The sequence below is a fragment of the Delftia tsuruhatensis NBRC 16741 genome, assembly GCF_001571325.1.
GTDB classification, from domain to species: Bacteria; Pseudomonadota; Gammaproteobacteria; order Burkholderiales; family Burkholderiaceae_C; genus Comamonas; species Comamonas tsuruhatensis.
In genome coordinates this window covers 18,249-45,246 of record NZ_BCTO01000049.1, presented here as the reverse complement: position 1 = coordinate 45,246, position 26,998 = coordinate 18,249, and the positions used below count along the sequence as shown (strand labels likewise).

Annotated in this window: 29 protein-coding genes and 1 pseudogene; 17 read left to right on the top strand and 13 right to left on the bottom strand. The window is 65.2% G+C overall.

Annotation, left to right across the window (positions count from 1 at the left end; translation table 11 throughout):
• The 3 genes from DTS01S_RS22675 to DTS01S_RS22665 all read left to right on the top strand — a co-directional run bounded on the left by DTS01S_RS22675 (window position 1) and on the right by DTS01S_RS22665 (window position 3,410).
• On the top strand, window positions 1–1,158 hold the full coding sequence (locus DTS01S_RS22675) for a BMP family ABC transporter substrate-binding protein (RefSeq protein ID WP_016449762.1): 1,158 nt from the start codon (window positions 1–3) through the stop codon (window positions 1,156–1,158).
• A gap of 195 nt (window positions 1,159–1,353) precedes the next feature.
• Window positions 1,354–2,361 carry an aromatic ring-hydroxylating dioxygenase subunit alpha gene (locus tag DTS01S_RS22670; protein WP_017404023.1) on the top strand — a complete coding sequence of 336 codons (1,008 nt, stop codon included), beginning with the start codon at window positions 1,354–1,356 and terminating at the stop codon, window positions 2,359–2,361.
• Complete coding sequence (locus tag DTS01S_RS22665) at window positions 2,361–3,410, top strand: adenosine deaminase (protein ID WP_017404022.1); 1,050 nt, start codon at window positions 2,361–2,363, stop codon at window positions 3,408–3,410. Before DTS01S_RS22670 ends, DTS01S_RS22665 begins: the two co-directional genes overlap by 1 nt.
• A gap of 6 nt (window positions 3,411–3,416) precedes the next feature.
• Here the strand turns inward: DTS01S_RS22665 and DTS01S_RS22660 are convergent, their stop codons facing one another.
• Window positions 3,417–3,857 carry an HIT family protein gene (locus tag DTS01S_RS22660; protein WP_026062030.1) on the bottom strand — a complete coding sequence of 147 codons (441 nt, stop codon included), beginning with the start codon at window positions 3,855–3,857 and terminating at the stop codon, window positions 3,417–3,419.
• Between the two features lie 461 nt (window positions 3,858–4,318).
• On the opposite strand from DTS01S_RS22660, the gene DTS01S_RS22655 reads away from it, so the two are divergent.
• The 7 genes and pseudogenes from DTS01S_RS22655 to DTS01S_RS22625 form a co-directional block, all read left to right on the top strand.
• Window positions 4,319–5,425: a BMP family ABC transporter substrate-binding protein gene (locus tag DTS01S_RS22655; RefSeq protein WP_026062440.1), complete on the top strand. Its 1,107-nt coding sequence runs from the start codon at window positions 4,319–4,321 to the stop codon at window positions 5,423–5,425.
• Between the two features lie 112 nt (window positions 5,426–5,537).
• On the top strand, window positions 5,538–6,830 hold the full coding sequence (gene guaD, locus DTS01S_RS22650) for a guanine deaminase (protein ID WP_017405635.1): 1,293 nt from the start codon (window positions 5,538–5,540) through the stop codon (window positions 6,828–6,830).
• 68 nt (window positions 6,831–6,898) lie between these two features.
• Window positions 6,899–7,471: a dCTP deaminase gene (gene dcd, locus DTS01S_RS22645; RefSeq protein ID WP_013803686.1), complete on the top strand. Its 573-nt coding sequence runs from the start codon at window positions 6,899–6,901 to the stop codon at window positions 7,469–7,471.
• Window positions 7,472–7,699: 228 nt separating this feature from the next.
• Window positions 7,700–8,899, top strand: coding sequence for a tyrosine-type recombinase/integrase (locus DTS01S_RS22640; protein WP_016451583.1), 1,200 nt, complete (start codon window positions 7,700–7,702; stop codon window positions 8,897–8,899).
• Between the two features lie 175 nt (window positions 8,900–9,074).
• Window positions 9,075–9,353, top strand: a complete 279-nt coding sequence (locus DTS01S_RS22635) for a hypothetical protein (RefSeq protein WP_012202428.1) — start codon at window positions 9,075–9,077, stop codon at window positions 9,351–9,353.
• Between the two features lie 4 nt (window positions 9,354–9,357).
• Window positions 9,358–9,882: a helix-turn-helix transcriptional regulator gene (locus DTS01S_RS22630; RefSeq protein WP_012202427.1), complete on the top strand. Its 525-nt coding sequence runs from the start codon at window positions 9,358–9,360 to the stop codon at window positions 9,880–9,882.
• Window positions 9,882–10,028 (top strand): annotated as a pseudogene (locus DTS01S_RS22625) (addiction module antidote protein); the annotation flags it as partial. The gene DTS01S_RS22630 and the pseudogene DTS01S_RS22625, both read left to right, overlap by 1 nt.
• 83 nt (window positions 10,029–10,111) lie before the next feature.
• Here the strand turns inward: DTS01S_RS22625 and DTS01S_RS22620 are convergent.
• The 8 genes from DTS01S_RS22620 to merR all read right to left on the bottom strand — a co-directional run bounded on the left by DTS01S_RS22620 (window position 10,112) and on the right by merR (window position 14,792).
• Window positions 10,112–10,543, bottom strand: a complete 432-nt coding sequence (locus DTS01S_RS22620) for a hypothetical protein (RefSeq protein ID WP_012202425.1) — start codon at window positions 10,541–10,543, stop codon at window positions 10,112–10,114.
• A 95-nt stretch (window positions 10,544–10,638) separates the two neighbouring features.
• A complete protein-coding gene (gene arsH / locus DTS01S_RS22615; RefSeq protein ID WP_012202424.1) occupies window positions 10,639–11,361 on the bottom strand; it encodes an arsenical resistance protein ArsH in 723 nt (240 codons plus the stop codon).
• Entirely contained in the window at window positions 11,354–11,776 is a 423-nt protein-coding gene (arsC, locus tag DTS01S_RS22610) for an arsenate reductase (glutaredoxin) (protein ID WP_012202423.1), read from the bottom strand. Before arsC ends, arsH begins: the two co-directional genes overlap by 8 nt.
• A 14-nt stretch (window positions 11,777–11,790) precedes the next feature.
• A complete protein-coding gene (gene arsB / locus DTS01S_RS22605; protein ID WP_012202422.1) occupies window positions 11,791–12,876 on the bottom strand; it encodes an ACR3 family arsenite efflux transporter in 1,086 nt (361 codons plus the stop codon).
• 10 nt (window positions 12,877–12,886) lie between these two features.
• The gene (locus DTS01S_RS22600) at window positions 12,887–13,384 is read right to left on the bottom strand and encodes an arsenate reductase ArsC (RefSeq protein WP_012202421.1); all 498 of its coding nucleotides are present in this window, start codon (window positions 13,382–13,384) and stop codon (window positions 12,887–12,889) included.
• Between the two features lie 12 nt (window positions 13,385–13,396).
• Window positions 13,397–13,867, bottom strand: coding sequence for an ArsI/CadI family heavy metal resistance metalloenzyme (locus tag DTS01S_RS22595; protein WP_012202420.1), 471 nt, complete (start codon window positions 13,865–13,867; stop codon window positions 13,397–13,399).
• Window positions 13,868–13,879: 12 nt separating this feature from the next.
• The gene (locus tag DTS01S_RS22590) at window positions 13,880–14,209 is read right to left on the bottom strand and encodes an ArsR/SmtB family transcription factor (RefSeq protein WP_016451582.1); all 330 of its coding nucleotides are present in this window, start codon (window positions 14,207–14,209) and stop codon (window positions 13,880–13,882) included.
• 175 nt (window positions 14,210–14,384) lie between these two features.
• Complete coding sequence (merR, locus tag DTS01S_RS22585; protein WP_012202418.1) at window positions 14,385–14,792, bottom strand: Hg(II)-responsive transcriptional regulator; 408 nt, start codon at window positions 14,790–14,792, stop codon at window positions 14,385–14,387.
• 71 nt (window positions 14,793–14,863) lie between these two features.
• On the opposite strand from merR, the gene merT reads away from it, so the two are divergent.
• Genes merT through merA form a run of 3 tightly spaced genes read left to right on the top strand, consistent with a single transcriptional unit; the run spans window position 14,864 to window position 17,205 of the window.
• Window positions 14,864–15,214: a mercuric ion transporter MerT gene (merT, locus tag DTS01S_RS22580; RefSeq protein WP_046239654.1), complete on the top strand. Its 351-nt coding sequence runs from the start codon at window positions 14,864–14,866 to the stop codon at window positions 15,212–15,214.
• Between the two features lie 12 nt (window positions 15,215–15,226).
• Window positions 15,227–15,505 carry a mercury resistance system periplasmic binding protein MerP gene (gene merP / locus DTS01S_RS22575; protein ID WP_012202416.1) on the top strand — a complete coding sequence of 93 codons (279 nt, stop codon included), beginning with the start codon at window positions 15,227–15,229 and terminating at the stop codon, window positions 15,503–15,505.
• A gap of 11 nt (window positions 15,506–15,516) precedes the next feature.
• Entirely contained in the window at window positions 15,517–17,205 is a 1,689-nt protein-coding gene (gene merA, locus DTS01S_RS22570; protein ID WP_047219395.1) for a mercury(II) reductase, read from the top strand.
• Window positions 17,206–17,268: 63 nt separating this feature from the next.
• Here the strand turns inward: merA and DTS01S_RS22565 are convergent, their stop codons facing one another.
• From DTS01S_RS22565 to DTS01S_RS22550, 4 genes are all read right to left on the bottom strand, one after another.
• The gene (locus DTS01S_RS22565; protein ID WP_012202414.1) at window positions 17,269–19,218 is read right to left on the bottom strand and encodes a cytochrome c/FTR1 family iron permease; all 1,950 of its coding nucleotides are present in this window, start codon (window positions 19,216–19,218) and stop codon (window positions 17,269–17,271) included.
• Window positions 19,219–19,449: 231 nt separating this feature from the next.
• Window positions 19,450–20,253 (bottom strand): undecaprenyl-diphosphate phosphatase, encoded by an 804-nt coding sequence (locus DTS01S_RS22560; RefSeq protein WP_012202413.1) that lies wholly within the window; start codon window positions 20,251–20,253, stop codon window positions 19,450–19,452.
• An 87-nt stretch (window positions 20,254–20,340) separates the two neighbouring features.
• Complete coding sequence (lspA, locus tag DTS01S_RS22555; RefSeq protein WP_016451581.1) at window positions 20,341–20,847, bottom strand: signal peptidase II; 507 nt, start codon at window positions 20,845–20,847, stop codon at window positions 20,341–20,343.
• Window positions 20,837–23,710, bottom strand: coding sequence for a heavy metal translocating P-type ATPase (locus DTS01S_RS22550; protein ID WP_174484806.1), 2,874 nt, complete (start codon window positions 23,708–23,710; stop codon window positions 20,837–20,839). The genes lspA and DTS01S_RS22550 overlap by 11 nt, the downstream gene beginning before the upstream one ends.
• 232 nt (window positions 23,711–23,942) lie before the next feature.
• Here DTS01S_RS22550 and cadR point away from each other — a divergent pair, with 232 nt between their 5' ends.
• From cadR to DTS01S_RS22525, 4 genes are all read left to right on the top strand, one after another.
• A complete protein-coding gene (gene cadR / locus DTS01S_RS22540; protein WP_012202410.1) occupies window positions 23,943–24,383 on the top strand; it encodes a Cd(II)/Pb(II)-responsive transcriptional regulator in 441 nt (146 codons plus the stop codon).
• 163 nt (window positions 24,384–24,546) lie between these two features.
• Window positions 24,547–25,068 (top strand): MerR family transcriptional regulator, encoded by a 522-nt coding sequence (locus DTS01S_RS22535; protein WP_012202409.1) that lies wholly within the window; start codon window positions 24,547–24,549, stop codon window positions 25,066–25,068.
• A complete protein-coding gene (locus DTS01S_RS22530; protein ID WP_012202408.1) occupies window positions 25,065–25,538 on the top strand; it encodes a hypothetical protein in 474 nt (157 codons plus the stop codon). Before DTS01S_RS22535 ends, DTS01S_RS22530 begins: the two co-directional genes overlap by 4 nt.
• A gap of 134 nt (window positions 25,539–25,672) precedes the next feature.
• Window positions 25,673–26,986, top strand: a complete 1,314-nt coding sequence (locus DTS01S_RS22525) for a TolC family protein (RefSeq protein WP_016451578.1) — start codon at window positions 25,673–25,675, stop codon at window positions 26,984–26,986.
• Window positions 26,987–26,998 lie beyond the last annotated feature (12 nt).

Genomic DNA, 26,998 nt, shown 5'->3' with positions numbered 1-26,998 from the left:
ATGACTGATCTTCACAAACGCTCCCTGATCAAGGTGGCAGCGCTGTCGGCCGTGGCCGCCGCCGCGCTGGCCGGCTGTGGCAAGAAGGAGGAGGCCGCGCCTGCGCCCGCTCCCGTTGCCGAGGCCCCTGCTGCCGCTGCAACCGAGCCTTTGAAGATCGCCTTCGCCTACGTGGGCCCCGTCGGTGACGGCGGCTACACCTTTGCCCACGACCAGGGCCGCCTGGCGCTGGAGAAGGAATTCGGCGACAAGATCAAGACCTCCTACGTCGAGAGCGTGCCCGAGGGCGCCGACGCCGAGCGCGTGCTGCGCGACATGGCCGCCAACGGCAACAAGCTGGTCTTCGGCACCACCTTCGGCTACATGGAGCCCATCCAGAAGATCGCTCCCGACTTCCCCGATGTGAAGTTCGAGCACGCCACCGGCTACAAGACCGCCGCCAACGTCAGCACCTACGACAGCCGCACCTACGAAGGCGCTTATCTGGCCGGCATCATCGCGGGCTCCATGACCAAGTCCAACGTGCTGGGCGTGGTCGGCTCCGTGCCGATTCCCGAAGTGCTGCGCAACATCAACAGCTTCACGCTGGGCGCGCAGTCCATGAACCCCAAGATCAAGACCAAGGTGGTCTGGGTCAACGAGTGGTTCGCCCCCCCGAAGGAAACCGAGGCTGCGACTTCGCTGATCAACGGCGGCGCCGACATCCTGTTCCAGAACACCGACTCCGCCGCCGTGCTCAAGACGGCCGAGGAAAAGGGCAAGCGCGCCTTCGGCTGGGACTCCGACATGACGGCCTACGGCCCCAAGGCCCACCTGGGCTCGGCCATCATCAACTGGACTCCCTACTACACCAAGACCGTGCGCGAGATGCTGGACGGCAAGTGGAGCAGCCAGCAGACCTGGTGGGGCGTGAAGGAAGGCGCGATCGACATCGTCTCGCTGGCCGATGACGTGCCCGCCGAGGCCAAGGCCCGGATCGAAGAGGTCAAGAAGGGTCTGAAGGACGGCACCTTCCACATCTGGAAGGGCCCGATCACAGGCCAGGACGGCAAGGAACTGCTGGCCGCCGACGCCGTGGCCGAAGACAAGTTCCTCACGGGCATCAACTTCTACGTCAAGGGCGTGGAAGGCAAGGTGCCGGGCCAGGACAGCAAGTAAGACAGACGCCAGGCCACCCGGCGCAGGCCGGGTTGCCTGTTGCCGCCAGGGCCGCCTTCGGGCGGCCTTGGCGTTCATGCGCAGCACAGGTGTACCTGTACCGTACCTGTGCTGCGCATCGAGCGGGTTTATGCTCGCTCCCAGCCGCGGCCTGCCCGCCGCCGCGGCACAGACAGACAGCAAGAGATTCCCCCCATGATCGAAAACTCCCTCTGGCATCCCGTGGCCCAGGCCCACGAAGTTGTCGATGCGCCGCTGGGCGTGCAACTGCTGGACCAGCCCCTGGTGCTGTGGCGCGATCCGCAAGGCCTGGTCCGCGTCTTCGTGGACCGCTGCCCGCACCGTGGCGCACGCCTGTCCATGGGCCGTGTCGAGAACGGCCACCTTGAATGCCCCTACCACGGCTGGCAGTTCGCCGACAGCGGCCAGTGCGTCAAGGTGCCGGCCCTGCCCAGCTTCACGCCCCCGCCCTCGCAGTGCGTGAAGGCCTTCGAGGCACAGGAAGCCTACGGCCTGGTCTGGGTGCGGCTGGCCACGGGCGAGGAGCTCTCGGCTGTTCCGGCCCTGGCGGCCCTGGCGGCACTGCCAGCGTTTGAAGCCGAGGCGGACGCGCACCTGCGCAAGCTCAACTGCGGCCCCTACGACGTGGCCGCCAGCGCGCCGCGCATCATCGAGAACTTCCTGGACATGTCGCACTTCGGCTTTGTCCACGAAGGCTGGCTGGGCAGCCGCGACGCCACGGCCATCGAAGCCTATGCCGTGGAGACCACGGCCACGGGCGTGCTGGCCACGGGCTGCAAGGCCGTGCAGCCGCAGTCCAACCTGCACTCCACCAGCGCGGCCGAGGTCGAGTACACCTACGAAGTCACGGCGCCCTATGCCGCCGTGCTGACCAAGCTGCCCGAATCCGGCACCACCCGGGCCGGATGGCGCGAGTCCATCGCCCTGTTCATCTGCCCCGTCACGCCCGAGACCAGCCGCGTCTGGTTCCGGCTGGCCGTGGCAGACTTCGACTCGCCCGACGCCCAGCTACAGGAATTCCAGCACACCATCTTCTGCCAGGACCAGCCCGTGCTGGAGTCGCAGCAGCCCAAGTGCCTGCCGCTGGACCCGCGCGCCGAAATGCACTCTGCGGCCGACCGCATGTCGTCCGCCTACCGCCGCTACCTCCGGGCCAGCGGCATCACCTTCGGAGTCTGCTGATGCACACCGTACCCGCCGTGGATGCCGCGCATCTGCCCCAATTGCTCCAGGCCATGCCCAAGGCCGAGCTGCACATGCACATCGAAGGCTCGCTGGAGCCCGAGCTGATCTTCGCGCTGGCCCAGCGCAACGGCGTGAAGCTGCCCTATGCCAGCGTGGAAGACCTGCGCCGCGCCTATGCCTTCACCGACCTGCAAAGCTTTCTGGACATCTACTACGCCGGCGCCAGCGTGCTGCTGTACGAGCAGGATTTCTACGACATGGGCCGCGCCTACCTGACGCGCGCCGCGCAAGACAACGTGGTCCATGCCGAGATCTTCTTCGACCCCCAGACCCACACCCAGCGCGGCGTGGGCATGGAGACCGTGATCAACGGCCTGTACCGCGCCTGCCGCGATGCGGAGATAGAGCAGGGCATCTCGTCGGCGCTGATCCTGAGCTTTCTGCGCCACCTCAGCGAGGAGGACGCCTTCGCCACGCTGGAGGCCGCGCTGCCGCTGCGCGACCGCTTCATCGGCGTGGGCCTGGACAGCAGCGAGGTCGGCAACCCGCCCGAGAAGTTCGCCCGCGTGTTCGCGCGCTGCCGCGAGCTGGGCCTGCACCTGGTCGCGCATGCGGGCGAGGAGGGACCTCCCGCCTATATCTGGGGCGCGCTGGACGTGCTGCATTCCGAGCGCATAGACCACGGCGTGCAGGCCGCGCGCGACGAGGCCCTGATGCAGCGCCTGGTGCGCGACGGCGTGCCGCTGACCGTGTGCCCGCTGTCCAACCTCAAGCTGTGCGTGGTGCCCGACCTGGCGCAGCACAACCTGCCGCAGCTGCTGGAGGCGGGTCTCAAGGTCACGGTCAATTCCGATGATCCGGCCTACTTCGGCGGCTACGTGAACGAGAACTACCTGCAGCTGTTCGCCGCCACGGGCATGAACTCGCAGCAGGCCTGGCAGCTGGCGGTCAACAGCTTTGACGCCAGCTTCGTCACGCCCCAGCAGCGCGCCCACTGGATGCGCCAGCTGGAGGCCGTGTTCGCCAAGTACGCAGCCCTGGCCTGAGTCCGCTCAGGCCAGCGCCTGCCTGAGGCGCTCGGCATGGTCCTGCAGCGCCTGCATGCCGGGCTCCTTGCGCGGCCAGCCCAGGCCCACGCCGTCGCCCTCGTGGCGCGGCAGCACATGCAGGTGGAAGTGGAAGACGGTCTGCCCGCCGGCCGCGCCGTTGGCCTGGAACAGGCTGATGCCATCGGGGTCGAACGCTGACTGCACGGCCCGCGCCACGCGCTGGGCCGTGCGCATCACGGCGCCGGCCTCGTCGGGCGTGAGGTCCAGCAGGGTTACGGCATGGCGCTTGCTGGCCACCAGCACATGGCCGGGATTGACCTGGCCGATGTCCATGAAGGCGATGGTCTGCTCGTCCTCGAACACCTTGGCGGACGGGATCTCGCCCGCCACGAGGCGGCAGAAGATGCACTGGCCCGGGGGCGAGGTATCGACGAACATCGGCATGGTCTTGTACTCCTTGGTGGTTGCTTGGGGGTGGAATTTGCCGACGATCTTAGAGCGTGTTATGCACTTTTAAGTACCCGCGTTGGCTCTGCGCGCTGGTGATCGCAAGGCGCAGTGCGCCGCCAAGGCTGGAGCCTTGGCAAGCGCTGCAACGCCGCGAGCGCCTGCGCGCAGAGCCAACCCATGGGGAAAGCCGGGAAATGGGCCCGGCCCTTCGTTGCAGCACACTTGCGGTATGGCAACCGCGGCGCGCGCTGCGCCTCGTTCCGGGCCCATTTCCCGGCTTTCGCGGGCACTTAAAAGTGCATAACACGCTCTAGTAGACGGTATCTGCCGTCCCTTATGGAGGCCATAAGCGCAGGCCCAGGCAGCCCCCGGGGCCGCTGCCTATAATCGCGCCCCGCACCGGCCGCTGCCCACGGCAGGTGCGTTTTCATTTCCGGGCCATGTAGAGGAACACCATGTACAAAAACCTCGCAGCCGCAGTCGCGGCCGCAAGTCTTGTATCCACGGCCTTGTCCCAAGGCCATCCCGCCCCTTCATCCCCCGCAGGTTCCACGCCCCTCAAGGCGGCCTTCGTCTATCTGACGCCCGTGCTCGACGCCGGCTGGACGCGCCAGCACGACGAGGGCCGGCGCACATTGCAGGCGGCCCTGGGCCCGCGCGTGCAGACCCGCGCCGTGGACAGCGTGCCCGAGGGCCCCGACGCCGAGCGCGTGCTGCGCGACCTGGCCGCCAGCGGCAACCAGCTGATCTTCACCACCAGCTTCGGCTACACCGAGTCCGTGATGCGCGTGGCGCGCGACTTCCCGCAGGTGAAGTTCGAGTCGGTCACGGGCTTCAAGCGCGCCGACAACGTGGCCACCTCGAACGCGCGCTACTACGAGGGCCGCTATCTGTCGGGCATTGCCGCAGGCCGTGCCAGCAAGACGGGCGTGGCCGGCTTCGTGGTCGGCTTTCCGATTCCCGAGGTGCTGCAGGGCATCAACGCCTTCACGCTGGGCATGCGTTCGGTCAATCCCAAGGCCACGGTCAAGGTGGTCTGGCTGGATACCTGGTTCGACCCGCCGCGCGAGCGCGATGCGGCCATGGCGCTGTTCAACGGCGGCGTGGACGTGGTGTCCTTCCAGGTCGCATCCACCGCCGTGATGCAGGCCGCCCAGGAGCGCGGCCGCATGGCGATTGCCTACCACTCCGACATGCGCAAGGACGGGCCCGACGCCCAGTTGCTGGCCGTCACCCACCAGTGGGGCGACTACTACACGGCGCGCGCCAAAGCGGTGCTGGACGGCAGCTGGAAGAGCCAGGACACCTGGGGCGGCGTGCGCGAGGGCATGATCCGCGTGGAGGGCTTCGGCCCCAAGCTGCCGCCCGCCGTGCGCGAGGAAGTGCTGCAGCGCCAAAAGGACATGGCCCAGGGCCGTCTGCAGCCCTTCAAGGCCGGCGACCAGCCGGTGCGCGACAACCAGGGCCAGGTGCGCATTCCAGCCGGCAAGCAGCTGGACGATGCGCAGATCCTGCAGATGAACTGGCTGGTGGAAGGCGTGCAGGCCACGCTGCCCAAGTGATGCGGCCTGCGGGGCGTCCGGTCCTGGCGTAAACCCTAGGATGGCGCCTGCCGATGGCGCCTATAGCGCTGCGGATATGGCATCTGCCTGTCCGCCCGCTAAGCTTGGCGGCATGCAAATCTACCGTTCCTCATTGCTGCGTTTTGCCGACGATGGCCAGGCGCTCTACGACGAAGACGGCCTGCTGGCCGTCGCCCCGGATGACAAGGGGCAGCAGCGCGTGGTCGCCGCCGGCAGCTGGCAGGCGCTGCAGGCGCAGTTCACCGGACAGCCGGGCGCCGAAGTCACCCATCTGCCGGGCCGCATCCTGGCGCCAGGCTTCATCGACCTGCACATCCACTATCCGCAGACCGATGTGATCGGCGCGCCTGCCGCAGGCCTGCTGCCCTGGCTGGAGAAATACACCTTTCCGCACGAGTCGGCCTTCTGCGAACGCGCGCATGCCGACAGCGTGGCCGAGTTCTTCCTGGACGAGCTGCAGCGCAACGGCGTGACCACGGCGCTGGCCTTTGCCACCTCGCACCCGGGGTCGGTCGATGCGCTCATGGGCGCGTCGCAGGCGCGCGGCATGCGCATGATCACAGGCAAGGTCCTGCAGGACCGCCACAGCCCCGACGGCGTGCGCGACCAGACCGAGCAAAGCCTGATCGACACCGAAACCCTGATCCAGCGCTGGCATGGCGTGGACCGCCTGGGCTACGCGATCACGCCGCGCTTTGCCCCCACCAGCACGCATGAGCAGCTGCGTGGCGCGGGCGAGCTGGCCGCCCGCTACGCCGATGTCTGGATCCAGTCCCATGTGGCCGAGAACCTGGACGAGGTGCGCTGGGTGGCCGAACTCTTTCCGAAGGCCCGCAGCTATCTGTCGGTCTACGACGACTTCGGCCTGATGCGCGAGCGCGCCGTCTACGCGCACTGCATCCACCTGGACGATGAAGACCGCGCCCTGATGCGTGAACGCAGCACCGCCGCCGCCGTGAGCCCCACCAGCAACCTGTTCCTGGGCAGCGGCTTCTTCGACTTTGCGCGGGCCGACGCCGCGCAGTTCCTCTACGGCCTGGCCAGCGACGTGGGCGGCGGCATGAGCTTCAGCCCTTTCCGCACCATGCAGGCCGCCTATGTGGCGGGCCGCGAGGGCCAGACCAAGCAGGGCCTGAGCCTGTCGCCCGGCAACCTGTGGTGGCAGCACACGGCGGGCGCGGCGCGCGCATTGGGGCTGGCCGGCCAGGTGGGCAATCTGCAGCCGGGCTGCGAAGCCGACTTCGTGGTCATCAACCCGGCCTGCACGCCGCTGCTCGAGCGCAAGACCCGCCAGGCCGAGAGCCTGGACGAGCTGCTGTTCGCCATGATCATCCTGGGCGATGACCGCCTGATAGAGCGCACCGTCGTTTCTCAAGCAAAATAGCGCCTTTGCGCCAGTGCCCGGCCGGGTGCTGGCGCCTGACAAGGACAGCTAGGGAACGAGGAATTGCCATGAGCATCAAGAGCGACAAGTGGATCCGTCGCATGGCCGAGGATCACGGCATGATCGAGCCTTTCGAGCCGGCCCAGGTTCGCAACGTCGATGGCCGCAAGATCATCAGCTACGGCACCAGCAGCTATGGCTACGACATCCGCTGCGCACCCGAATTCAAGGTGTTCACCAACATCCACAGCACCGTGGTGGACCCCAAGAACTTCGATGAGAAAAGCTTCGTCGATTTTGAGGGTGACAGCTGCATCATCCCGCCCAACAGCTTCGCGCTGGCGCGCACGGTCGAGTACTTCCGCATCCCGCGCAACGTGCTGACCATCTGCCTGGGCAAGAGCACCTACGCGCGCTGCGGCATCATCGTCAACGTCACGCCCTTCGAGCCCGAATGGGAAGGCTATGTGACGCTGGAGTTCTCCAACACCACGCCGCTGCCCGCCCGCATCTACGCCGGTGAAGGCTGCGCCCAGGTGCTGTTCTTCGAGAGCGATCCCGACGATGTCTGCGAGGTCAGCTACCGCGACCGTGGCGGCAAGTACCAGGGCCAGGTGGGCGTGACGCTTCCCAAGGCCTGACGGCTTTGGCCCGGAAGACAAGGCCCGCAGCGAAAGCTGCGGGCCTTTTTCATTTCACACTGACTTCAGTACCGTAATTCGCTGGACTACGCCGAAGCCAGATACAGCAGGTTTATCAATAACTTAGGCGCGTTCATCATATGCCGGTGCTTTCTGAAACCTGATCCGGCTTCCTGCCTCGTGGCTCCCATGTGGCCCCTGGAAACCGGGTCTTTCCGAGGAGTCATCGTGGCAAAAATCAAGCTCACCAAGTCCGCAGTGGATGCGGCACAACCCCAGGCGCAGGCCGTCGAACTGCGGGACACGCTGGTGCCCGGCTTCCTGTGCAAGATTACACCAGCGGGCCGCAAGGTGTTCATGCTCCAGTACCGCACGAACGCCGGCGAGCGCCGCAAACCCGCTTTGGGCCTGTATGGCGAACTGACCGTCGAGCAGGCCCGCTCGCTGGCCCAGGAATGGCTGGCCCAGGTACGCCGGGGCGGCGACCCGGCCGCCGACAAGGCGGCGGCGCGCAAGGCGCCCACGGTCACGGAACTGTGCGTGAAGTTCATGGAGGATCACTCCAAGCAACGCAACAAGCCCAGCACCCGCCGGGGCTACCAGGGCGTCATCGACCGCTGCATCGTCCCCTTCCTGGGCCGCATCAAGGTTCAGGACGTGAAGCGCCCGGACGTGGCCGGGGCGATGAAGAAGATGGCGCACAAGCCCGCCGAGGCGAACCGCGCTTTCAGCGTCATGCGCAAGATGTTCAACCTGGCCGAGGTCTGGGGTTATCGGCCGGACGGCACCAACCCATGCCGCCACGTCCCGGTGTACCCCGACGGCAAGGCCACCCACCTCATCAGCGACGAGGACATGGGCAAGCTGTTCCGGCACCTTGACGGTATCGAGGCCGAAGGGCTGGAGAACTACGTCATCCCGCTGGCGATCCGCCTGCAATTCGAGTTTGCCGGGCGGCGCTCCGAGATCATCTCGCTGGAATGGGCATGGGTGGATCTGGACAACCGCCGCGTGGTCTGGCCCGATAGCAAGACAGGTGGCATGTCCAAGCCCTTGAGCGAGGAAGCCTACCGGCTGCTGTCCACCGCGCCGCGCCGGGACGGCTGCCCCTACGTGCTGCCGTCGCCGAACGACCCGGCCAAGCATCTCACCGAGGGCGAGTATTACGGTGCCTGGTGCCGCATCCTGAAGGCGGCGGGCGCTACGCACGTGGGCACGCATGGCATCCGCCACCGTTCGGCCACTGACATCGCCAACTCGGGGATTCCGGTGAAGGTGGGCATGGCGCTGACGGCGCACAAGACCGTGGCGATGTTCATGCGGTACGTCCACACGGAGGACGATCCGGTGCGGCAGGCCGCCGAGCTGGTGGCGAACCGGCGCAAGACGATCACCGGGGCGCAACGCACCGAGCAGGCGTCCGCATGAACGGCAAGATGCCGTCGGCTGCGGCAGGCGCGGCGTTGCCAGCCTTTCGTGTCGGAAATCAGGCCCGCCGAATTGTCGCGACGCTGTCGCGACAATTCGAGCGTGGGTCACCAAGCCTTGCAGCAAGGTTGTCACTTGACAACCTTGCGCATCATCCCCATACTGGAGGTCGCTGATGGCCCGTTCCTCTCACCCGAAGAAAGAGGTCGAGGATGCGCTGCGACACGCCGAAGGGCAAGGCTGGCGTGTCGAAGTCGGCGGTAGCCATGCCTGGGGGCGGATGTACTGCCCGTACAACGATGAGGAATGCCGTTGCGGCGAGTTCTGCATTACCAGTGTATGGAGCACGCCGAAGAACCCCGGCAACCATGCCCGCGCCTTACGGCGCGCCGTGGACAACTGCACCATGGACCGCCAGCAGCGCGAGGCGGATGACGATGGCACCCAGGAATAGCGCGATGGAATACACCTTTACCCTCAAATACCAGCTCACCGATGACGACCGCGATTCGCAGACACTGGTCGAGCGCCTGGGTGAAGCCGGCTGCGACGATGCCCTGGTCGGCATCGGGCAGCCGGGGCGGCTGGCGCTGGAATTTACCCGCGAGGCGGTGGATGCAGATGAGGCAGTGCGCAGCGCGCTGGCCGATGTGCGCCGTGCCGCACCCTCGGCCCGGCTGATCGAAGTGGCGCCTGATCTGGTTGGGCTGACCGATGTGGCCGACATCGTGGGCGTGTCGCGGCAGAATATGCGCAAGCTGATGCTGGCCCATCCGGGTAGCTTCCCGGCGCCGGTGCATGAGGGCAGCGCGTCGATCTGGCATCTGGCGGATGTGCTGGGCTGGATGCAGGCCAAGGGCGGTTATGCCCTGGCGCGGGAGGTGCTGGACGTGGCGCGGGCCGCCCTGCAGGTCAACGTGGCCAAGGAAGGCCGGCGCTTGCCGCGCCTGGCGTTCGAGGAACTGGAAGCGCTGGTGGGCTGATGAAAAGCAGACCCCATGACGAAGCGATGGCCGAGCTGTACCGCAGCGACCCGGCGCTCGCGCTCGAAGTCATCAACGGTGTTCTGGAGGACGGCGACCAGGCCGAACTGCCGACTGTGCTGCGCCAGATGGCGCGGACGTTCGGTGCTGACGCTCGATCTTCCGCAGCCGATGAATTCTCGTATCGCTGATACGAGAATTTCGGCTCGGAGGTGCCACCAGCTTCCCATCAGAAAAGGTCGTCCTCGCACGCTTGCGGCGCTGTCGGACGATCCATTGATGGCTTCTTGACCATGGCCTCCAGTGCGTCAAGGGCCGCTTCGCGGAGCTTTCGGACGCGGGGCAGCAAATCGAACAGGGACAGCCCGAGCTGTGGCGACAGCAGTTCGACGATCAGCCGGTAATGCTCGTCCTCCCGCAAAACTTTCGTCTGGAACAACAGCCAAAAGCAGGACTCGCCCAGTTCCTGCCTGGAGGGCAAGTCCTCTATGGACCGCGACTCAGCGGCCTCGATGTAGGTGTCCACGATGGCTTCTGCCTCAAGCCACAATTCCGAAGCCGTCTCGTCATCGACGGGTTCCTTTTCTGCGAGCTCCCTGATATGCGCAAACGCAGCGGCCTCATCGGCCTGCTTGTAGACCTTGCTGCTGGAAATTCCCATTCTGTTCTCCGATCCGTTTCTGTCGCTGCGATGGCGCATCAGATTAGCGTCACGACGGATTGGTGAGTGAAGTGCTTGTTTTTTAGGGGGAGTGTTCAGATAGCCGTCTGCTGGACGCGCCGGCTCAGTGCTTCCGCACTTTCCTTGCGCTCGCTGTAGCGGTCCACGAGGTACGGCGCCGCATCGCGCGTGAGCAGGGTGAACTTCATCAGCTCCTCCATCACGTCCGCGATGCGGTCATAGTAGGCCGAGGGCTTCATGCGCCCGGCCTCGTCGAACTCCTGGTACGCCTTGGCGACCGAGGACTGGTTGGGGATGGTCAGCATCCGCATCCAGCGGCCCAGCACGCGCATCTGGTTGACGGCGTTGAAGGACTGCGAGCCGCCCGAGACCTGCATCACCGCCAGCGTCTTGCCCTGCGTCGGGCGCACTGCGCCGGCCGACAGCGGAATCCAGTCGATCTGCGTCTTCATCAACCCCGTCATGGCCCCATGGCGCTCGGGCGAACTCCACACCATGCCTTCGGCCCACTGGGCCAGCTCGTGCAGTTCCTTGACCTTGGGATGGTCGGCGGGTGCATCGTCCACCAGTGGCAGGCCCGAGGGATTGAACATGCGCGTCTCACCGCCGAGCGCGCGCAGGATGCGAGCCGCTTCCTCAGCGGCCAAGCGACTGAACGAGCGCTCGCGTAGCGAGCCATAGAGCAATAGGAAGCGCGGCGCGTGCGTGGCGCGCTCGGGTGTCAGCAGCCGTTGGGTATCGGGCAGTTGGAATAGCGCGGTGTCGATATTGGGTAGGTCGATTCTGGATTCAGACACGGCGGCCTTCCGCGTCCACGACCGCTTCGCCGTCTTCCTTGTTGAACGCGCCGCGCTGTGATTGCGGCAGGATGTCCAGCACGGCCTCCGAAGGCCGGCACAGCCGCGTGCCCAGCGGCGTCACCACGATAGGGCGGTTGATCAGAATGGGATGCTGGAGCATGCAGTCGATCAACTGCGCATCGCTCCACTTCGGGTCATCGAGGCCGAGTTCCGCGTAGGGCGTGCCCTTCTCGCGCAATACCGCGCGCACCGGCACGCCCATGTCCGTGATCAGGCGTTGCAGGGTTTCGCGGTCGGGCGGTGTCTTCAGGTATTCGATGACCGTGGGTTCCTCGCCGCTGTTGCGGATCAGGGCCAGCACGTTGCGCGACGTGCCGCAGACGGGGTTGTGATATATCGTGATACTGCTCATGGGAAATGCCTTGCTTATCTGCGGGCAGGGTTCGGGCCGCACTCATACCAGCCCTTGCTTTGGTTGACGATCCGAACGACCAGCAGCATCACCGGCACCTCGATCAGCACGCCGACCACGGTGGCCAGCGCCGCGCCGGACTGGAAGCCGAACAGGCTGATGGCGGCCGCTACAGCCAGCTCGAAGAAGTTGGAGGCGCCGATCAACGCCGAGGGGCAAGCGATGCTGTGCTGCTCGCCGGCCTTGCGGCTGAGCCAATAGGCCAGGCCGGAGTTGAAGAACACCTGAATCAGGATCGGCACCGCCAGCATGGCGATGACCAGCGGCTGGCGGATGATGGCCTCGCCCTGGAAGGCGAACAGCAGCACCAGCGTGAGCAGCAGCGCCGCGATCGACAGCGGGCCGATGCGCTCCAGCGCCCGGTCGAAGGCGGCTTGGCCCTTGTTCAGCAGAGCACGGCGCCAGAGCTGGGCCAGGATGACCGGAATCACGATGTACAGGCCGACCGATACCAGCAGCGTGGCCCACGGCACCGTGATGGACGACAGGCCCAGCAGCAGGCCGACAATGGGCGCGAAGGCAAACACCATGATGGTGTCGTTCAGCGCCACCTGCGACAGCGTGAATACCGGATCGCCCCCGGTCAGCCGGCTCCAGACGAACACCATCGCCGTGCAGGGCGCGGCGGCCAGCAGGATGAGGCCGGCAACGTAGCTGTCGAGCTGGTCGGCCGGCAGCCACTGAGCGAAGACCTGGCGGACGAAGATCCAGGCCAGCAGCGCCATCGAGAACGGTTTGACCGCCCAGTTGACGAACAGCGTCACGCCGATGCCGCGCCAGTGCTGCTTGACCTGGCCCAGCGCACCGAAGTCCACCTTCAGCAGCATCGGCACGATCATGATCCAGATCAGCAGACCGACCGGCAGATTAACCTGGGCGATCTCCATGCGGCCAATGGCCTGAAATACGTTGGGTGCGAACTGGCCCAGCGCGATGCCGGCGACGATGCACAGCAGCACCCACACGCTCAGGTAGCGCTCGAAGACGCTCATGGTGGAGGTGGCCGGCACGCGGCCGGCCGTTTGGGTTCCAACACTCATCGCGCAGACCTCACTTCGTACCAATGCTGCGCAGCTCGTGCTGCAGCGACATGGCATCGAGCCGCTGCAATGGCAGCGACAGGAACAGCTCAATGCGCCGGCGCAAGGTCAGCGCCGCATCCGTGAACGCCTTGCGCTTCTGCTCGTCGGTGCCTTCAACGGCTGCAGGATCAGGCACACCCCAATGCGCTGACATCGGGCGCCCAGGCCATACGGGGCAGACCTCGCCGGCGGCGTTGTCGCACACCGTGAAGATGAAATCCAGCTCCGGTGCACCGGGCGCCGCGAACTCGTCCCAGTTCTTGCTGCGGTAGCCGACGATCGGCATATGCAGCCGTTCCAGCGTGGCAAGCGCCAGCGGGTGGACTTCGCCCTTGGGGTGGCTGCCCGCCGAGTAGGCGCGAAAGCGCCCCTGGCCCAATTCATTGAGGATGCCTTCGGCCAGGATGGAGCGGGCCGAGTTACCCGTGCAGATGAACAGGGCGTTGTAGGTCTTGTTGGTGGTCATGGATGTCTCACATCAGCAGCAGGACGAAGCCGGCTTCACCGCAACGCCCACCGGCTTGCCGCGCGCCGGGGCGCAGCAGGCTGCGGCAGAACCCGTTGCAGGCGCCGCTTCGTTGAAGACCGGGATGCTGCCCAGCGTATGAAAGTGTTCCCAGGCCACGCCCTGCGGATCGGTGATCCAGTGCTTCTCGCTGCGCGCGTAGCAGCAGGTGGTGGTGCCTTCGTCGAGCAGCGCCATGTCGGCCGCCTCGGCGCGTGCCTTCAGCACGGCCAATTCCTCCGCATCGTCGGTCTGGATGCCCAGATGGTCGATGCCTGGTTTGTTGCCCCGTGTGGAGATAGCGAAGTTGACCGGCGGGTCTTCGAGCATCCACTTGGCGTAGTCGCCCTCGACACGCGCGGGCTGCGCGGCGAACAGTTGGGAATAGAAGCCGATGCTGCGGTTCAGGTCATCGACGTGCAGGTGAACGTGAAAGCGCTTCATGGGGAGATCCTTTCAGCAGGAAGTACAGGCAGAGGAGGAATCACTGACCTCGCATGTGCTGCCTTGGCAGCAGTGCTCGGTCAGGTAGCCGAGCAGTCCGTTCATCTGGGTGAAGTCGGCGCGGTAGATCAGGTTGCGGCCCTGCTGCTCGATGGTGACCAGGCCGGCATGGGCCAGCTCCTTCAGGTGGAAGGACAGGGAATTGCGGGCCACGTCGAGCTGGTCGGCGAGGGCGCTGGGTGTCAGCCCTTCGGGGCCGGCGACCACCAGGGCGCGGAAAACCCGCAGGCGCTGGGTGTGGGCCAGGGCGCCGAGGGCGGAAACGGCTTGGGTCTCTTTCATATTTCGATAATACAACATTTATTGAATTAATGTGCAAAAGGGCACTATCGCGCCGAATTGTGGCCATCCGGTCTTGATCCCATCGCGCCTCCGGCTCAATACCTTAAATCTGGTTCGCGCGCCGCGCTTGCCTGTCCGCCCCTTCGCCGCGAGGTGAACGGCCGAACTTCTCCGCTCAACAGCAGTGCAATGCCGCGATCAGCGGGCAGGACACATTGCCATGGTGCGCGTCGCATTCACCCACCAATTTCGACAATGCCGCCTCAATCCGTGTGAGGTCCACCAGGCGGGCGCGCACATCGGCCAGCCGCAGCGAGGCCAGCTCCGCCGCCTCATTGCAATGGGTGCCGTCCTCAAGTTTCAGAAGCTGGCCGATTTCATCCAGGCTGAACCCCAGGCGCTGGGCTGACTTCACGAACTTCACCCGCGCCACATCTGCCGGCCCGTAGCGGCGGATGCGGCCGTAGGCCCGCTCCGGCTGGGGCAACAAGCCCTTGAGCTGATAGAACCGGATCGTCTCCACATTGACTGTGGCCGCCTTGGCAAAGGCGCCGATGGTCAGATTGTCCGAGGCGCTTTCCATGACGCTTGACTCCGTAGTTGACTACGGAAGTAACCTTACAGCATCAAGCGAAGTCCCGGAAGGAAAACCATATGTCGGAACCCAAGAGCGGGCGTGGCGCCCTGGCCGCTGGCGGCCTCGCCGCCATTCTTGCGTTGGCCTGTTGCCTCGGCCCCCTCATCTTGGTCTTGCTCGGTTTCTCGGGCGCCTGGATCGCCAACCTGGCCGTGTTGGAACCCTACCGGCCGATTTTCATCGGCGCGGCCCTGATGGCGCTGTTTTTCGCCTGGCGCAGCATCTTCCGGCCGGTTCACGCCTGCAAGCCGGATGAGGTCTGCGCCGTGCCCCGCGTGCGGACGGCCTACAAGATCATTTTCTGGATCGTGGTCGCGCTGGTCTTGATTGCCCTCGCTTTTCCGTACGTCCTGCCGTTGTTCTATTGAGAGGAATCCACCGTGAAGAAACTTGCCACCGCTATTGCCCTGGCCGTTACCCTGGGCGCTCCGGCGTGGGCCGCCACCAAGACCGTCACACTGTCGGTGCCCGATATGACCTGCGCGTCGTGTCCGATCACGGTCAAGATGGCCCTGTTCAAGGTGGCCGGGGTCCAGAAGACCGAGGTCAGCTATGAAAAGCGGGAAGCCGTCGTGACCTTCGACGATGCCAAGACCAACGCCGGGGCCTTGGCCAAGGCCACCGCAAACGCGGGCTACCCCGCCACCGTCAAGCAGTGAGGTTGCCCGCCATGGCCGAAGCGATCGCCTTGCACATCGACGGCATGACCTGCGCGTCGTGCGCCGAGCACGTCAGAGAGGCGCTGGAGAAGGTGCCCGGGGTGCGCTCGGCCTCGGTGTCCTATCCGCGGCGACGGGCCGAGGTCGAGGCGGATGCGGACATGAACCATGGTCCGCTGGTCGCGGCGATGGCCGCGCTCGGTTACCGCGCACGGGTGTCCGACACGCCGAACAAGGCTGCGGGCTTGTTGGGCAAGGCGCTGGGCTGGCTGGGCAGCGAACCGAGTCACGGTGGTGGCGAGCGGGCGCTGCATGTGGCCGTGATCGGCAGTGGCGGCGCGGCGATGGCGGCGGCACTCAAGGCGGTCGAGCGAGGCGCGCGCGTGACGCTAATCGAGCGGAGCACCATCGGCGGCACCTGCGTCAATGTCGGCTGCGTGCCGTCCAAAATCATGATCCGCGCCGCGCACATTGCGCATCTGCGCCGGGAAAGCCCGTTCGATGCCGGCCTGCCGCCCACGCCGCCGTCCATTCTGCGCGAGCGGCTGCTGGCCCAGCAACAAGGCCGCGTCGATGCGCTGCGCCATGCCAAGTACGAAGGCATCCTGCAGAGCACCCCGGCTATCACCGTGCTGCATGGCGAGGCCCGTTTCATGAATGAAAACTGCCTGACCGTGCAACTGGCGGAAGGCGGTGAGCGCACGGTGGCCTTCGACCGCTGTCTCATCGCCACTGGTGCGAGCCCCGCGCTCCCGCCGATTCCTGGCTTGAAGGGCACTCCCTACTGGACCTCCACCGAGGCGCTGGCGAGCGATGCCATTCCCTCGCGGCTGGCCGTGATCGGTTCGTCGGTGGTGGCAGTCGAATTGGCGCAAGCCTTTGCCCGGCTGGGCAGCCAGGTCACGATCCTCGCGCGCAGCACACTGCTCTTTCGCGAAGACCCCGCCGTCGCCGAAGCCGTCACGGCCGCGTTCCGTGCCGAGGGCATCGAGGTGCTGGAGCATGTCCAGGCCAGTCGAGTCGCCCATGCAGAGGAAGAGTTCATCTTGACGACGGATCGCGGCGAGCTGCGCGCCGACAAGCTGCTCATTGCCACGGGGCGCGCGCCGAACACCCGCACGCTGAACCTCGAAGCGGCGGGCATCGAGGTCAATCCCCAGGGGGCCATCCTCGTCAGCCACACCATGCGTACCAGCGCGCCGCACATCTACGCGGCCGGCGACTGCACCGACCAGCCGCAATTCGTCTACGTCGCGGCGGCGGCCGGCACGCGCGCCGCCATCAACATGACCGGCGGCGACGCGACGCTGGACCTGACGGCGATGCCGGCCGTGGTGTTCACCGATCCGCAGGTGGCGACGGTGGGCTACAGCGAGGCGCAAGCGCGCCACGACGGCGTCGAGACCGACAGCCGCACGCTCACGCTCGACAACGTGCCGAGGGCGCTGGCCAACTTCGACACGCGCGGCTTCATCAAGCTGGTTGCCGAGGCCGGCACCGGACGGCTGATCGGCGTGCAGGCGGTCGCGCAGGAAGCGGGCGAACTGATCCAGACGGCGGCGCTGGCGATCCGCAACCGGATGACCGTGCAGGAGCTGGCCGATCAGCTATTCCCCTACCTGACGATGGTCGAGGGCCTGAAGCTCGCGGCGCAGACCTTCAGCAAGGACGTGAAGCAGCTGTCCTGCTGTGCCGGATAGCGTCATCTCTTGCTGAGCGCGATTTTTTCCAGGAGTCACGCTCGGCAGTGACGCCGGCTTGTTTCACGCGGGCCGGGGATTTCGCGCCTTCACGGCGTTCATGGCAAAGCCTGCCAGAGCAACGGCAAGCACCACGGCTTGCGCAATGGCGGTTTCCGCTGACGGATAGATGCCAAGCACTTCGATGCGCGGCCAATGGATCGGGCTGGCGCTCAACCGGCCGGCCTCCTGGAGGCCGGCAACCCCCTTGCCGGCGAGCACGACCGCGAGCACCGCTACCAGGATCGAGCTGAGACTGAAGAATTTGCCGATCGGCATGCGGGCGCTGGTGCGCAGCATGAACCATGCGAGGACGGCCAGAACGGCCACTCCGCCCACCAATCCACCGAGCAGGGCTCCATTGTTGCCGTCGCCGGCCAGGGCCGAATAGAAAAGCACCGTCTCGAAAACTTCGCGGTAGACCGCAATGAACGACAAGGCGAACAATGCCCATGCCGAACGCCGCGTCATGGCTGCGGAGAGTTTTTCCTTCAGGTAGGCCTGCCACTTGCCCGCCGTGCTTTTCTGGTGCATCCAGAGCCCGACGCTCAGCAGCACAACGGCCGCAAACAGGGATGAAACCCCCTCGGTCACCTCACGGCTTGCGCCGCTGATGCTCACGAAGTAGGTGGCCACCGCCCAGGTCAGGCCACCGCAAGCCAGTGCGGCCATCCAGCCGCCATGCACATAGCCCAGCACATCGCGCCGTTCTGCCTTCTTCAGGAAGGCCAGCATGCCCACGACGATCAACAGCGCTTCAACCCCTTCGCGCAGCAGGATGGTGAGGGAGGCGATGAACGTGGTCAGCGGGTCTGCCTTGTCCGCGCCGAGTTCGGCGTCCACCTGGGCAAAGAGATAGTCCAGCTTCTGCGCCGTGGCATCGGCTTGTTCCAGTTTCCCGCCGGCGAGCGCGCCGCGATAGGCCAGCATGGCGTTTTCGACTTCCGTGAGAAGTGTCTGGTTGCGTGCGCGCAATGCCGGCTCCAGAGGCTCAAATCCATCCAGGTAGGCCGACAGGCCCAGGCGCGTTGCGCTGGCCCGGTCGCCCGCGCGCGCCGCGGCAAGGCTCTCCTGAAGGCGTGTGCGGGCCAAGGCCAGTCCGCCCGAGCCGCTCGCGGCAGCGGTGACTTCCGGGTGGCGGCGAACATAGGCGGTGAGGTCGCGGGCTGCGTCCGGGGGCATCCGCTCGGACAAGGCGGCTTCGGTCAAGGTGGCGGCAGCAGCCAGGTCGGGAAAGACAGCCTTGGCGCTGGCGTCTCGCCCCCAGGACTGTTCGCCGCGTGCGCGCATGGCATCGTCATGCGACAGTGTGCCGGCGAAAAATGCCAATGCCCACCGATCCTCGTCGGAGAGCGTGGCGAAGCTGGGCATCGACGTGCTGGTCACGCCTTGAGAAATGACCTGGTACAGCGCGAGCACGCTGCGCGAACGGGCACGATCACGATCGGTGAAGGCGATCGGCGGCGGTTCGAGCTTGGCGCCGAGCGGGCCGTCGCCTGCACCGGTTGCCCCGTGGCATGCCGCGCAGTTGGCTTCAAACAGCACCTTGGCGCGTGCGAGATCCGGCGGCTGGGTCGGCGAGAGCGGAAACGGATAGGCTTTGACCAGCGCTGCGGCCAGCGAATGGGCGCTGTCGGCCACGGCCTTGGCGTCCGCCTTTGCGGCGATGAGGTCTCCGAGCGCTTTGGCCTGCCGCTGCAACTCGGGCAGCGCCGCAGTGCTCGGCAGTGCGGCAAGCTGCTGTGCGGCGGTTGCCGCGAACTCCTTCATCTCCTCGTACTCGCTGGCACTTTGAATCTGGCCGTTGCTCACCGCGCCGCCGTAGTCAACCGCGAGGTAGTCCAGCAATTGCCAGGTCTGCTTGGCCTGGTCGCTGGCGGCAGGGGCGGCAGCCCAGGCGGGAGAAGCCGACCAGAGTGCGAACAACGCGGCTATTGCCAGGAATCGCCTGGCGCAAAGAGAAAGCATTTTCATGATGTATAAATGTTATTGATTCTCATTTTATCGATGACTCGGACCACTGGGCGTTGCACGATGCAGTGCGAGCGAAGGTTCTAAAACGAAGATTTGCCTGTTGCCGGCGAAAAATGATGGGGCTAACTACGCCGCGCACCTTTCGCTGCACGTATGGCCCTGCGCCACGGCCTGTTGTGCAGAAGGCCTTCAACAGCGTCCACATGGGTCGTCGTCATCGCCAGTGAAAGGTTACGTGGCGACCGCTACCAAGATTAGCGTTCCCAGTGCAATGCGATACCACGCAAAAACTCCAAATCCATGTCCGGTCAAATAACGCATCAGAAGGCGTATCGCAAGCAGCGCAAATGCGAAAGAAGCAATGAAACCCATTGCAAAAACGCCGATGTCGTCGCTCGACAATGCGCCCCAGTGCTTGAAGAGGTTGTATACCGAGGCGGCCCCCAAGATTGGAATGCCGAGGAAAAACGAAAACTCCGTCGCAGCCTGCCGCGAAGCCCCGAACCATAGCCCGCCGATAATCGTCGCGCCTGAGCGCGAAGTACCCGGCCAGAGCGCAAGGCACTGCACGAAACCAATCTTCAGTGCGTCGATTCGGCTGATCTGTTCGGCACGCTCAGCCTTCACTTGCACGGGGCGTCGCTCAGCCCACAGGATCGCGATGCCACCGACAACGAGTGCGACGGCCACCGGCCCCGGACTGAAAAGCAGCCTCTGCACATGAGATCCAATCAGCAGTCCGAGCACTGCCGCGGGCATAAATGCAATGGCAAGGTTCACTAAAAACCGGCGGGATCCTTGGTCGGCATGCGCTGAGACAACAACGCTTGCCAGACGAGCCCTATATTCCCAGATGACCGCGAGCATCGCGCCGAACTGGATGAACACTTCAAAGACGTCGCGCTTCTCTTTCGCAAGGAATGAGAGCGCATTGCCCGCTAGGATCAAATGCCCCGTCGAGGAGACTGGCAAGAATTCCGTGATGCCTTCGACGACGCCCATCATTAGCGTCTTGAGAACGAGTTCAGCGTGCATTTGCAGGCGGCAGTGGTAGCGCCGAGTGGGACATCGGTTTCTCCGAAGCCGTGCTCACGGCTCCGCATGTGTCAATGAAAATCTGGATCATCGTGCTGGCGAATGGGAATCTGCGCCGTTTCGGCCGCGGCCGCGAAACGCGGCGATCAGCAGAAGCCCCGCTCCCAGGGTGATGCCAACGTCGGCTGCATTGAACGCAGGCCAGTGCCAATCGCCCCAATGAAAATCGAGCCAGTCCACCACGGCCCCATGCCGCACTCGATCAAGAACATTGCCGAGCGCGCCGCCGAGAATTGCTGCATAGCCCACGGCCTCAGGTGTTGCAGTCTTCTCGCGGGCAATGAGCCAGGTGAGAAAGGCAGAAGCAGCGACGCCAATAACAATAAAAAAGCCGCGTTGCCACCCACCCGCCTGCGCCAAGAAGCTGAAGGCCGCGCCTGGATTCAGCCAATGCCCGATGTTGAACCATGGCGTGATTTCATGGGAGCCATACAAGGGAATCCACGCGACGATGGCCGCCTTGGTCGCTACGTCGGCGGCAAGCACCGTCACGGCCAACAGGTACATCCGCAAGACAGCCCTATCAATGGCCATGTGGCTTGATGTCCTCAGACGACCGCAGCAAGCGCATCCCATTGAAAACGACCGCCAGACTGGCACCCATGTCGGCCAGAATCGCCAGCCACAGACTTGCATGTCCAGTAAAGGCCAAGGCCATGAACACCGCCTTTGTTCCAAGCGCAAAGACGATGTTGGCCGTCAGGATGCCGGCTACGCGCTGTGACAGCCGGATGAACTCTGGAAGCTTGCGCAGGTTGTCCTGCATCAATGCGACGTCGGCCGTTTCGATTGCCGTGTCGGTGCCAGCTGCGCCCATTGCGAAGCCTATGCTCGACTTGGCCAATGCCGGTGCGTCGTTGACGCCGTCGCCCACCATGCCGACTGGCCCGCGTGAGAGCAGTTCTTCGATTGCCTGCAGCTTGTCCTGCGGCAGCAACTCGCCCTTGGCGCTGGTGATGCCGACCTGGGCAGCCACGGCTTGCGCGGTTTTCGCGTTATCGCCAGTCAACATGACTGGTTCGATTCCCAGCGACTTGAGTTCGGCGATCGCTTGCCGGCTGGTGTCGCGCACTGTGTCGGCCACGGCCAGCAGGGCGAGTACTTGCTGGTCCGTGGCGAGGAGCACAACGGTCTTGGCCTGGTACTCCAACGCATCGAGCTGAGTCTCGACCTCAAGTGTTGAAAGTCCCAGCTCTTTGATCAGCCGGTGGTTGCCGACGTAATAGACATCTCCATCGACGTTGCCTTTGACGCCGCGTCCAGGGATCGCCTCGAACTTGTCCACCTGGGCATGCGGTTGGTTGTAGCCCGCCACGATGGCGGTGGCCACAGGATGCTCCGACAGAGCATCGATGCTCGCTGCAATGCGCAGAACTTCTTCCTTCGGCAGGCCGCGCAGCGATATGACATCGGTCAGTGCGGGGCGCCCATGGGTCAGGGTCCCGGTCTTGTCCAGGGCCACCGATTTCAGGTGCCGCCCTTGTTCGAGGTAAAGACCGCCCTTGACCAGGATGCCTCGGCGTGCGGCAGCTGCCAGGCCGCTGACCACGGTAACCGGCGTGGAGATCACCAATGCGCAGGGGCAGGCAATGACCAGCATCACCAGCGCCTTGTAGACCCATTCGAACCAGGGCTGCCCGAAAGCGAGCGGAGGAATGACCGCCACGGCAAGGGCAAGCGCAAACACCGCGGGTGTATAGATGCCGGCGAACTTGTCCACGAAGCGTTGCGTGGGCGCGCGTTGTCCCTGCGCTTCCTGGACCGATCGTGCAATGCGGTCGAGGGTGGTTTCGCCCTTGCGCGAGGTAACGCGGAACTCCAGCGTGCCGCGCTCGTTGATGGTGCCGGCGAAGACCGTGGCACCGGCGGTCTTCTCCACCGGCATGCTTTCGCCGGTGATCGGCGCCTGGTTCACCGACGACTGTCCCGCGACGACTTCGCCATCCAGTGCGATGCGTTCGCCCGGACGCACCCGCACAACACTTCCGAGTGGCACGGTATCCGCCTTGACCTCGCGCCATTGACCGTCGGGCTGGCGCACCAATGCGTTCTCTGGCGCCAGGTCCATCAGCTTGCGGATGGCATTGCGGGCCCGATCCAGGCTCAAGGCCTCGATCATCTCGGCGATGCCGAAGAGCCAGATGACCACCGCCGCCTCGGGCCACTGGCCGATCAGCGCCGCGCCGATGACGGCGACCGTCATCAACAGGTTCATGTTCAGCGAACGCGTCTTCAGCGCGATCCAGCCCTTCTTGAGGGTCTCGACCCCACCCAGGCCGATGGCCGCGAGGCAAGCAAGAATGATGGGCCAGGAGGCCTCGGGAGCACCCGCGAAGACCATGGCCTCCGCGCCGAGCGCCAGCACGCCGGAGACCGCCATCCGAATCCATTGCCCGCGCGAGATGCCGGTGCCGAACTCACGGGGAGCGGATGGCGCCGGGTCGGAGGCGCTTTGGAGCACTGGAGCCATGCCGAGCCGCTCGATCGCGCTGGTCACCGGAGCCAGATCGACAAGCTCGTGGCTCACGGTCAGCGTGCGGCCCATCAGGTTGAAATCCAGGGCCTTCACCCCAGGCATGCCTTCGAGCGCCTTGCGCAGCAGGCCCTCCTCGGTCGGGCAGTCCATTTTTTCGATCAGGTACACGGCCTGGCCCTGCGGCCCGGTGTCGTCAGCGTGCTCAATGCTGGCCTTCATGCCTACATCGTTCAGGGCCTTGAGGATCGGCGCGGGGTCGGGCAGACGGTGCTGGACATCGAGCCGTCGCCCCATCAGGTCGAAATCCAGCCGTTCGATGCCATCGACCGCACCAAGGCGCTTGCGGATCGTTGCCTCTTCGGTAGGGCAATCCATGTTCGGAATAAGGAAGCGTGTACCGTTCCCTGTCGCCGGTGCCGGGGTTTGCGACGCCGCCGTGCTGGGGATGAGGGCTTCGACAGCGATTGGCATGCTGCCCGCCGTCTTTTCCACCGGCTTCATTCCCAGGCCTTCGATGGTCCTGGCAATCGGGGCTGTATCGGTCAGCGAATGGGTCACCGTCAGCGTGTGGGCCTTCAGATCGAAGTCCACCGCCTGCACGCCCGCCAGTGGCTCCAGCATCGAGCGCAACTGGCGCTCTTCGCTGGGACAGTCCATCTCCTTGATGAAGTAGATGACCTGCTGCGGCGCGGGTTCCACGACCGCCCGCATGCCGATGTCGTGCAGCGCGCGCAGGATGGCGTTCTGTCCAGCTGGTTCGTGTGTGACCTCAAGGCGGCGACGGGTCAAGTCGAAAGCCATATCCCGGACGCCATCGACCTGCGCCAAGCGCTTGCGAATCTGAGCCTCCTCGCTGGGGCAATCCATGTTGGCTATCCCGAAGTGGGTCACGAGTGGCTCAACGGTCGCCGCTGCGCTCATGGCGCTCGCTGAACAGCACGCCGTGGTGCAGGAGGTTTCGGTGTCTGCTTTCATGGATCGATCCGTTCTTCTTCAAGAGTCAGGTGGTGAGACGGGCCAGCTTTGCCAGTCTCCGCGCAGGAGAGCCAAAGCGCAGACGCCGACAGCGTTGCGACAGGTGCCGTTCCCCTTGTGCTTTCATTTACAAGGGCTATTTCACACCTTGGAGTAGCTCCAAGGTCAAGCGGCTACGATGCATGTCCTGACAACATGTGAGTGTTCTGCGATGAAAATTGGCGAGTTGAGCCACGCCACCGGCGTGGACACCGACACGATCCGGTTCTACGAGAGGACGGGGGTGTTGCCGCCGCCAGCTCGGCAGACCAATGGATACCGGGTATACGGGACGGAACACATCGATGGACTGTCCTTTGTCCGCCACTGCCGGGCCTTGGACATTCCTCTGGCCGATGTCAGGCGGCTCCTGAACTTCACATCCCGTCCGGATGAGGATTGCGCGGACATCAACCGGCTGGTCGACGAGCAGATTGCGAGGGTGCGTGCCCGCCTGACCAGCTTGAAAGCACTGGAAAGGCAACTGACGACGCTGCGCGCCCGCTGCTCCGCAGGACATCAAGCGAAAGAGTGCGGCATCCTTGGCGAGCTGGTCTCTGCAGCGCAGCGGGAAGCGTAGTCAAACAGATCTATCGATGGCGCAGGGCAAGACGCCTGTGCGCAAGCACTGGCAGCAGGCGAAGGCTGTGTTGACATGCGCCGGCAAGACCGCCTAAACTACGTACCAAACAACAGACATAGAGTCTTTTCGTCGTTCGATCGCCTGAGCCATTCTTTTCCCCATGCCGACCCATGCATTCACCATACGCAAACTCGCCGACGCGGCAGGCGTTGGCGTGGAGGCGGTGCGCTATTACCAGCGCGGTGGATTGCTGGCTGCGCCGGATCGCGTGGACGGCGGCTTCCGGCAGTATTCGGAGGACGATGTCCGTCGTCTGCGCTTCATCAAGCGGGCTCAGGCATTGGGGTACTCGCTGGAGGACATCGCCGAACTGATGTCCTTGAGTACCAAGCGTGATCGGCTGCGCGTGCGGGAAATCACCCGCGAACGCATCGCGGAGATCCGGGAGCGCGTGGCCGACCTGCAGTCGATGGCCTCGGCGCTGGAAAATCTGGCCGATTGCTGCGCCAAAGCGCCAGAAGGTTCGGCCTGTTCGATCATCGCCGCGCTGACCGGGGAGCAGGACTTAGATCCGGCCATCGCCGATCCGAGCCTCGTTGCGCAGGCAAGCGTTGCCGGCCGACGCAGATCCGTGCGGCCGGGCGCTGAAGCCTATCACCGCACTGATGGGGTGGCCGCATGACGATGACGCGCATGTTCAGGCGATTCGTCTGCCGGCTGATGCTCGGTGTGCTGGTCTTCGGCCAGTTGGCCATCGCTGCCTACGCCTGCCCCGCACTGTCGGGCATGCCGCAGTCGCTTCCGACGATGGCCCTGAATGCGTCGGCCGCGGCGATGCCCGGTGATGAGGCCGGTGCTGCGATGGCCGTGTCGCCCGACATGGTCGCAACGTCAGACATGGCCGCCATGGCGAGCTGCGACCAAATCGACGACAACGCCGCCAACTTGTGCGTAGAGCACTGCCGTTTCGGCCAGCAAAGCGCCGACCATGCGTCGGCCCCGACCGTACCCGCGGCGCTGCTGACGACCCTCTACACCCTTCCGGTGCAACCCGAGCCTCTCGGGCATGGCTGGCCTTCGGCCGACGTGATATTCCGGCGCGTCGCGGCGTCTCCGCCGCACGCCATCCTGCACTGCTGTTTTCGCATTTGATCTCCTGACGCTGGTGCGGCCGGCCTGAGCCGGCTGAACCAGACCGATCGGTCGCGCTTGCGCGTGTCCGCGAGTTTCCGCTCGCCCCCGCCAAGCTCCATTCGACCTGATGGCATTCGTCAACTGGAGATCCCATGTTCATCGACTCTTTTTCTTTCCGCACGCCGGGCGGCGCTGTGCCATGGCGCAGGCTTGCTGCCGGCATCGTTGCGGCATTCGCCATGGGCGCCGGTGCAGCCCATGCCGCCGACGGCCTGACGCTGGATCAGGCGCTGCGCCTGGCACAAACCCGTTCTCGCGCGCTCGTGGCCCAGGATGCGACGGCATCGGCCGCACGGGACATGGCGGTCGCCGCCGGACAGCGGCCAGACCCCACCCTCAAGCTCGGCATCAACAACCTGCCCGTCAACGGCGCGGATCGGTTCAGCCCGACGCGCGACTTCATGACCATGCGCTCCATCGGCGTGATGCAGGAGTTCACACGCGAAGACAAACTCAAGGCCCGTGCCGGGCGCTACGAGCGCGAGGCCGAAGTCGCCGAGGCCGGGCGCAGCCTGGCGCTCGCCAACCTGCAGCGCGACACCGCCTTGGCCTGGCTGGACCGTCTCTTCCAGGAGCGTGTGCGCGACATGCTGGTGACCCAGCGCGACGAAGCGCGCCTGCAGATCGACGCCGCTGATGCCGCCTACCGGGGCGGGCGCGGCACGCAAGCCGATGTGTTCGCCGCCCGTTCGGCGGTCGCCCAGATCGACGACCGCATCGAGCAGGCCGAGCGCCAGGTCGCCACGGCCCGCACGCAACTGGCGCGCTGGATTGGCTCCGTCGCAAGCGATCCCCTGGGCTCGGTTCCGGCATTGGATACGGTTCGCCTGAGCCCGCAGGATTTGGAAGCCCAGTTGGCCCACCACCCTGAAATCGCCGTGATGCAAAAGCAGGAAGAGGTCGCGCAGGCCGAAGCCGACATCGCGCAAGCCAACAAGAAGACCGATGTGAGCGTCGAGCTGATGTACAGCCAGCGCGGCCCGGCCTACTCGAACATGGTCTCGCTCAATGTTTCGATCCCGCTGCAGTGGGACCAGAAAAACCGCCAGGACCGCGAGCTGGCCGCCAAGCTCGCCAGTGTCGAGCAAAAGCGCGCCGAGCGCGAGGAAGCCACGCGCGCCCATGTGGCCGAGGCACTGGCGATGCTGCAGGAATGGCGCAGCGACCGAGAGCGCCTGGCGCGCTACGACAGCTCGCTGCTGCCACTGGCCACCGAGCGCACGCGCGCCTCGATCGCCGCCTACCGCGGCAACGCGGGCACCTTGACCGCGGTGCTAGAGGCACGCCGCGCCGAGATTGACACGCGCGTCGAACGCTTGCGCCTGGAAATGGGCGCGGCGCGCCTGTGGGCACAACTGAACTACCTGGTGCCGGCTGGTCACGACACGGCCGCACCCCGCCCCTGAGCACAACCGAGA

Coding starts and splice junctions, on each gene's coding strand:
- DTS01S_RS22655 (WP_026062440.1), top strand. CDS start 4,319: ATGTACAAAAACCTCGCAGCCGCAGTCGCGGCCGCAAGTCTTGTATCC.
- DTS01S_RS22600 (WP_012202421.1), bottom strand. CDS start 13,384: ATGACCACCAACAAGACCTACAACGCCCTGTTCATCTGCACGGGTAAC.
- DTS01S_RS22560 (WP_012202413.1), bottom strand. CDS start 20,253: ATGCACGCTGAACTCGTTCTCAAGACGCTAATGATGGGCGTCGTCGAA.
- DTS01S_RS22660 (WP_026062030.1), bottom strand. CDS start 3,857: ATGCCGATGTTCGTCGATACCTCGCCCCCGGGCCAGTGCATCTTCTGC.
- DTS01S_RS22565 (WP_012202414.1), bottom strand. CDS start 19,218: ATGAAAATGCTTTCTCTTTGCGCCAGGCGATTCCTGGCAATAGCCGCG.
- cadR (WP_012202410.1), top strand. CDS start 23,943: ATGCATGTCCTGACAACATGTGAGTGTTCTGCGATGAAAATTGGCGAG.
- arsC (WP_012202423.1), bottom strand. CDS start 11,776: ATGAGCAGTATCACGATATATCACAACCCCGTCTGCGGCACGTCGCGC.
- dcd (WP_013803686.1), top strand. CDS start 6,899: ATGAGCATCAAGAGCGACAAGTGGATCCGTCGCATGGCCGAGGATCAC.
- DTS01S_RS22550 (WP_174484806.1), bottom strand. CDS start 23,710: ATGAGCGCAGCGGCGACCGTTGAGCCACTCGTGACCCACTTCGGGATA.
- DTS01S_RS22665 (WP_017404022.1), top strand. CDS start 2,361: ATGCACACCGTACCCGCCGTGGATGCCGCGCATCTGCCCCAATTGCTC.
- DTS01S_RS22590 (WP_016451582.1), bottom strand. CDS start 14,209: ATGAAAGAGACCCAAGCCGTTTCCGCCCTCGGCGCCCTGGCCCACACC.
- merT (WP_046239654.1), top strand. CDS start 14,864: ATGTCGGAACCCAAGAGCGGGCGTGGCGCCCTGGCCGCTGGCGGCCTC.
- DTS01S_RS22630 (WP_012202427.1), top strand. CDS start 9,358: ATGGAATACACCTTTACCCTCAAATACCAGCTCACCGATGACGACCGC.
- DTS01S_RS22530 (WP_012202408.1), top strand. CDS start 25,065: ATGACGATGACGCGCATGTTCAGGCGATTCGTCTGCCGGCTGATGCTC.
- DTS01S_RS22525 (WP_016451578.1), top strand. CDS start 25,673: ATGTTCATCGACTCTTTTTCTTTCCGCACGCCGGGCGGCGCTGTGCCA.
- DTS01S_RS22620 (WP_012202425.1), bottom strand. CDS start 10,543: ATGGGAATTTCCAGCAGCAAGGTCTACAAGCAGGCCGATGAGGCCGCT.
- DTS01S_RS22670 (WP_017404023.1), top strand. CDS start 1,354: ATGATCGAAAACTCCCTCTGGCATCCCGTGGCCCAGGCCCACGAAGTT.
- DTS01S_RS22535 (WP_012202409.1), top strand. CDS start 24,547: ATGCCGACCCATGCATTCACCATACGCAAACTCGCCGACGCGGCAGGC.
- DTS01S_RS22635 (WP_012202428.1), top strand. CDS start 9,075: ATGGCCCGTTCCTCTCACCCGAAGAAAGAGGTCGAGGATGCGCTGCGA.
- merR (WP_012202418.1), bottom strand. CDS start 14,792: ATGGAAAGCGCCTCGGACAATCTGACCATCGGCGCCTTTGCCAAGGCG.
- arsB (WP_012202422.1), bottom strand. CDS start 12,876: ATGAGTGTTGGAACCCAAACGGCCGGCCGCGTGCCGGCCACCTCCACC.
- guaD (WP_017405635.1), top strand. CDS start 5,538: ATGCAAATCTACCGTTCCTCATTGCTGCGTTTTGCCGACGATGGCCAG.
- DTS01S_RS22675 (WP_016449762.1), top strand. CDS start 1: ATGACTGATCTTCACAAACGCTCCCTGATCAAGGTGGCAGCGCTGTCG.
- lspA (WP_016451581.1), bottom strand. CDS start 20,847: ATGGCCATTGATAGGGCTGTCTTGCGGATGTACCTGTTGGCCGTGACG.
- merA (WP_047219395.1), top strand. CDS start 15,517: ATGGCCGAAGCGATCGCCTTGCACATCGACGGCATGACCTGCGCGTCG.
- DTS01S_RS22595 (WP_012202420.1), bottom strand. CDS start 13,867: ATGAAGCGCTTTCACGTTCACCTGCACGTCGATGACCTGAACCGCAGC.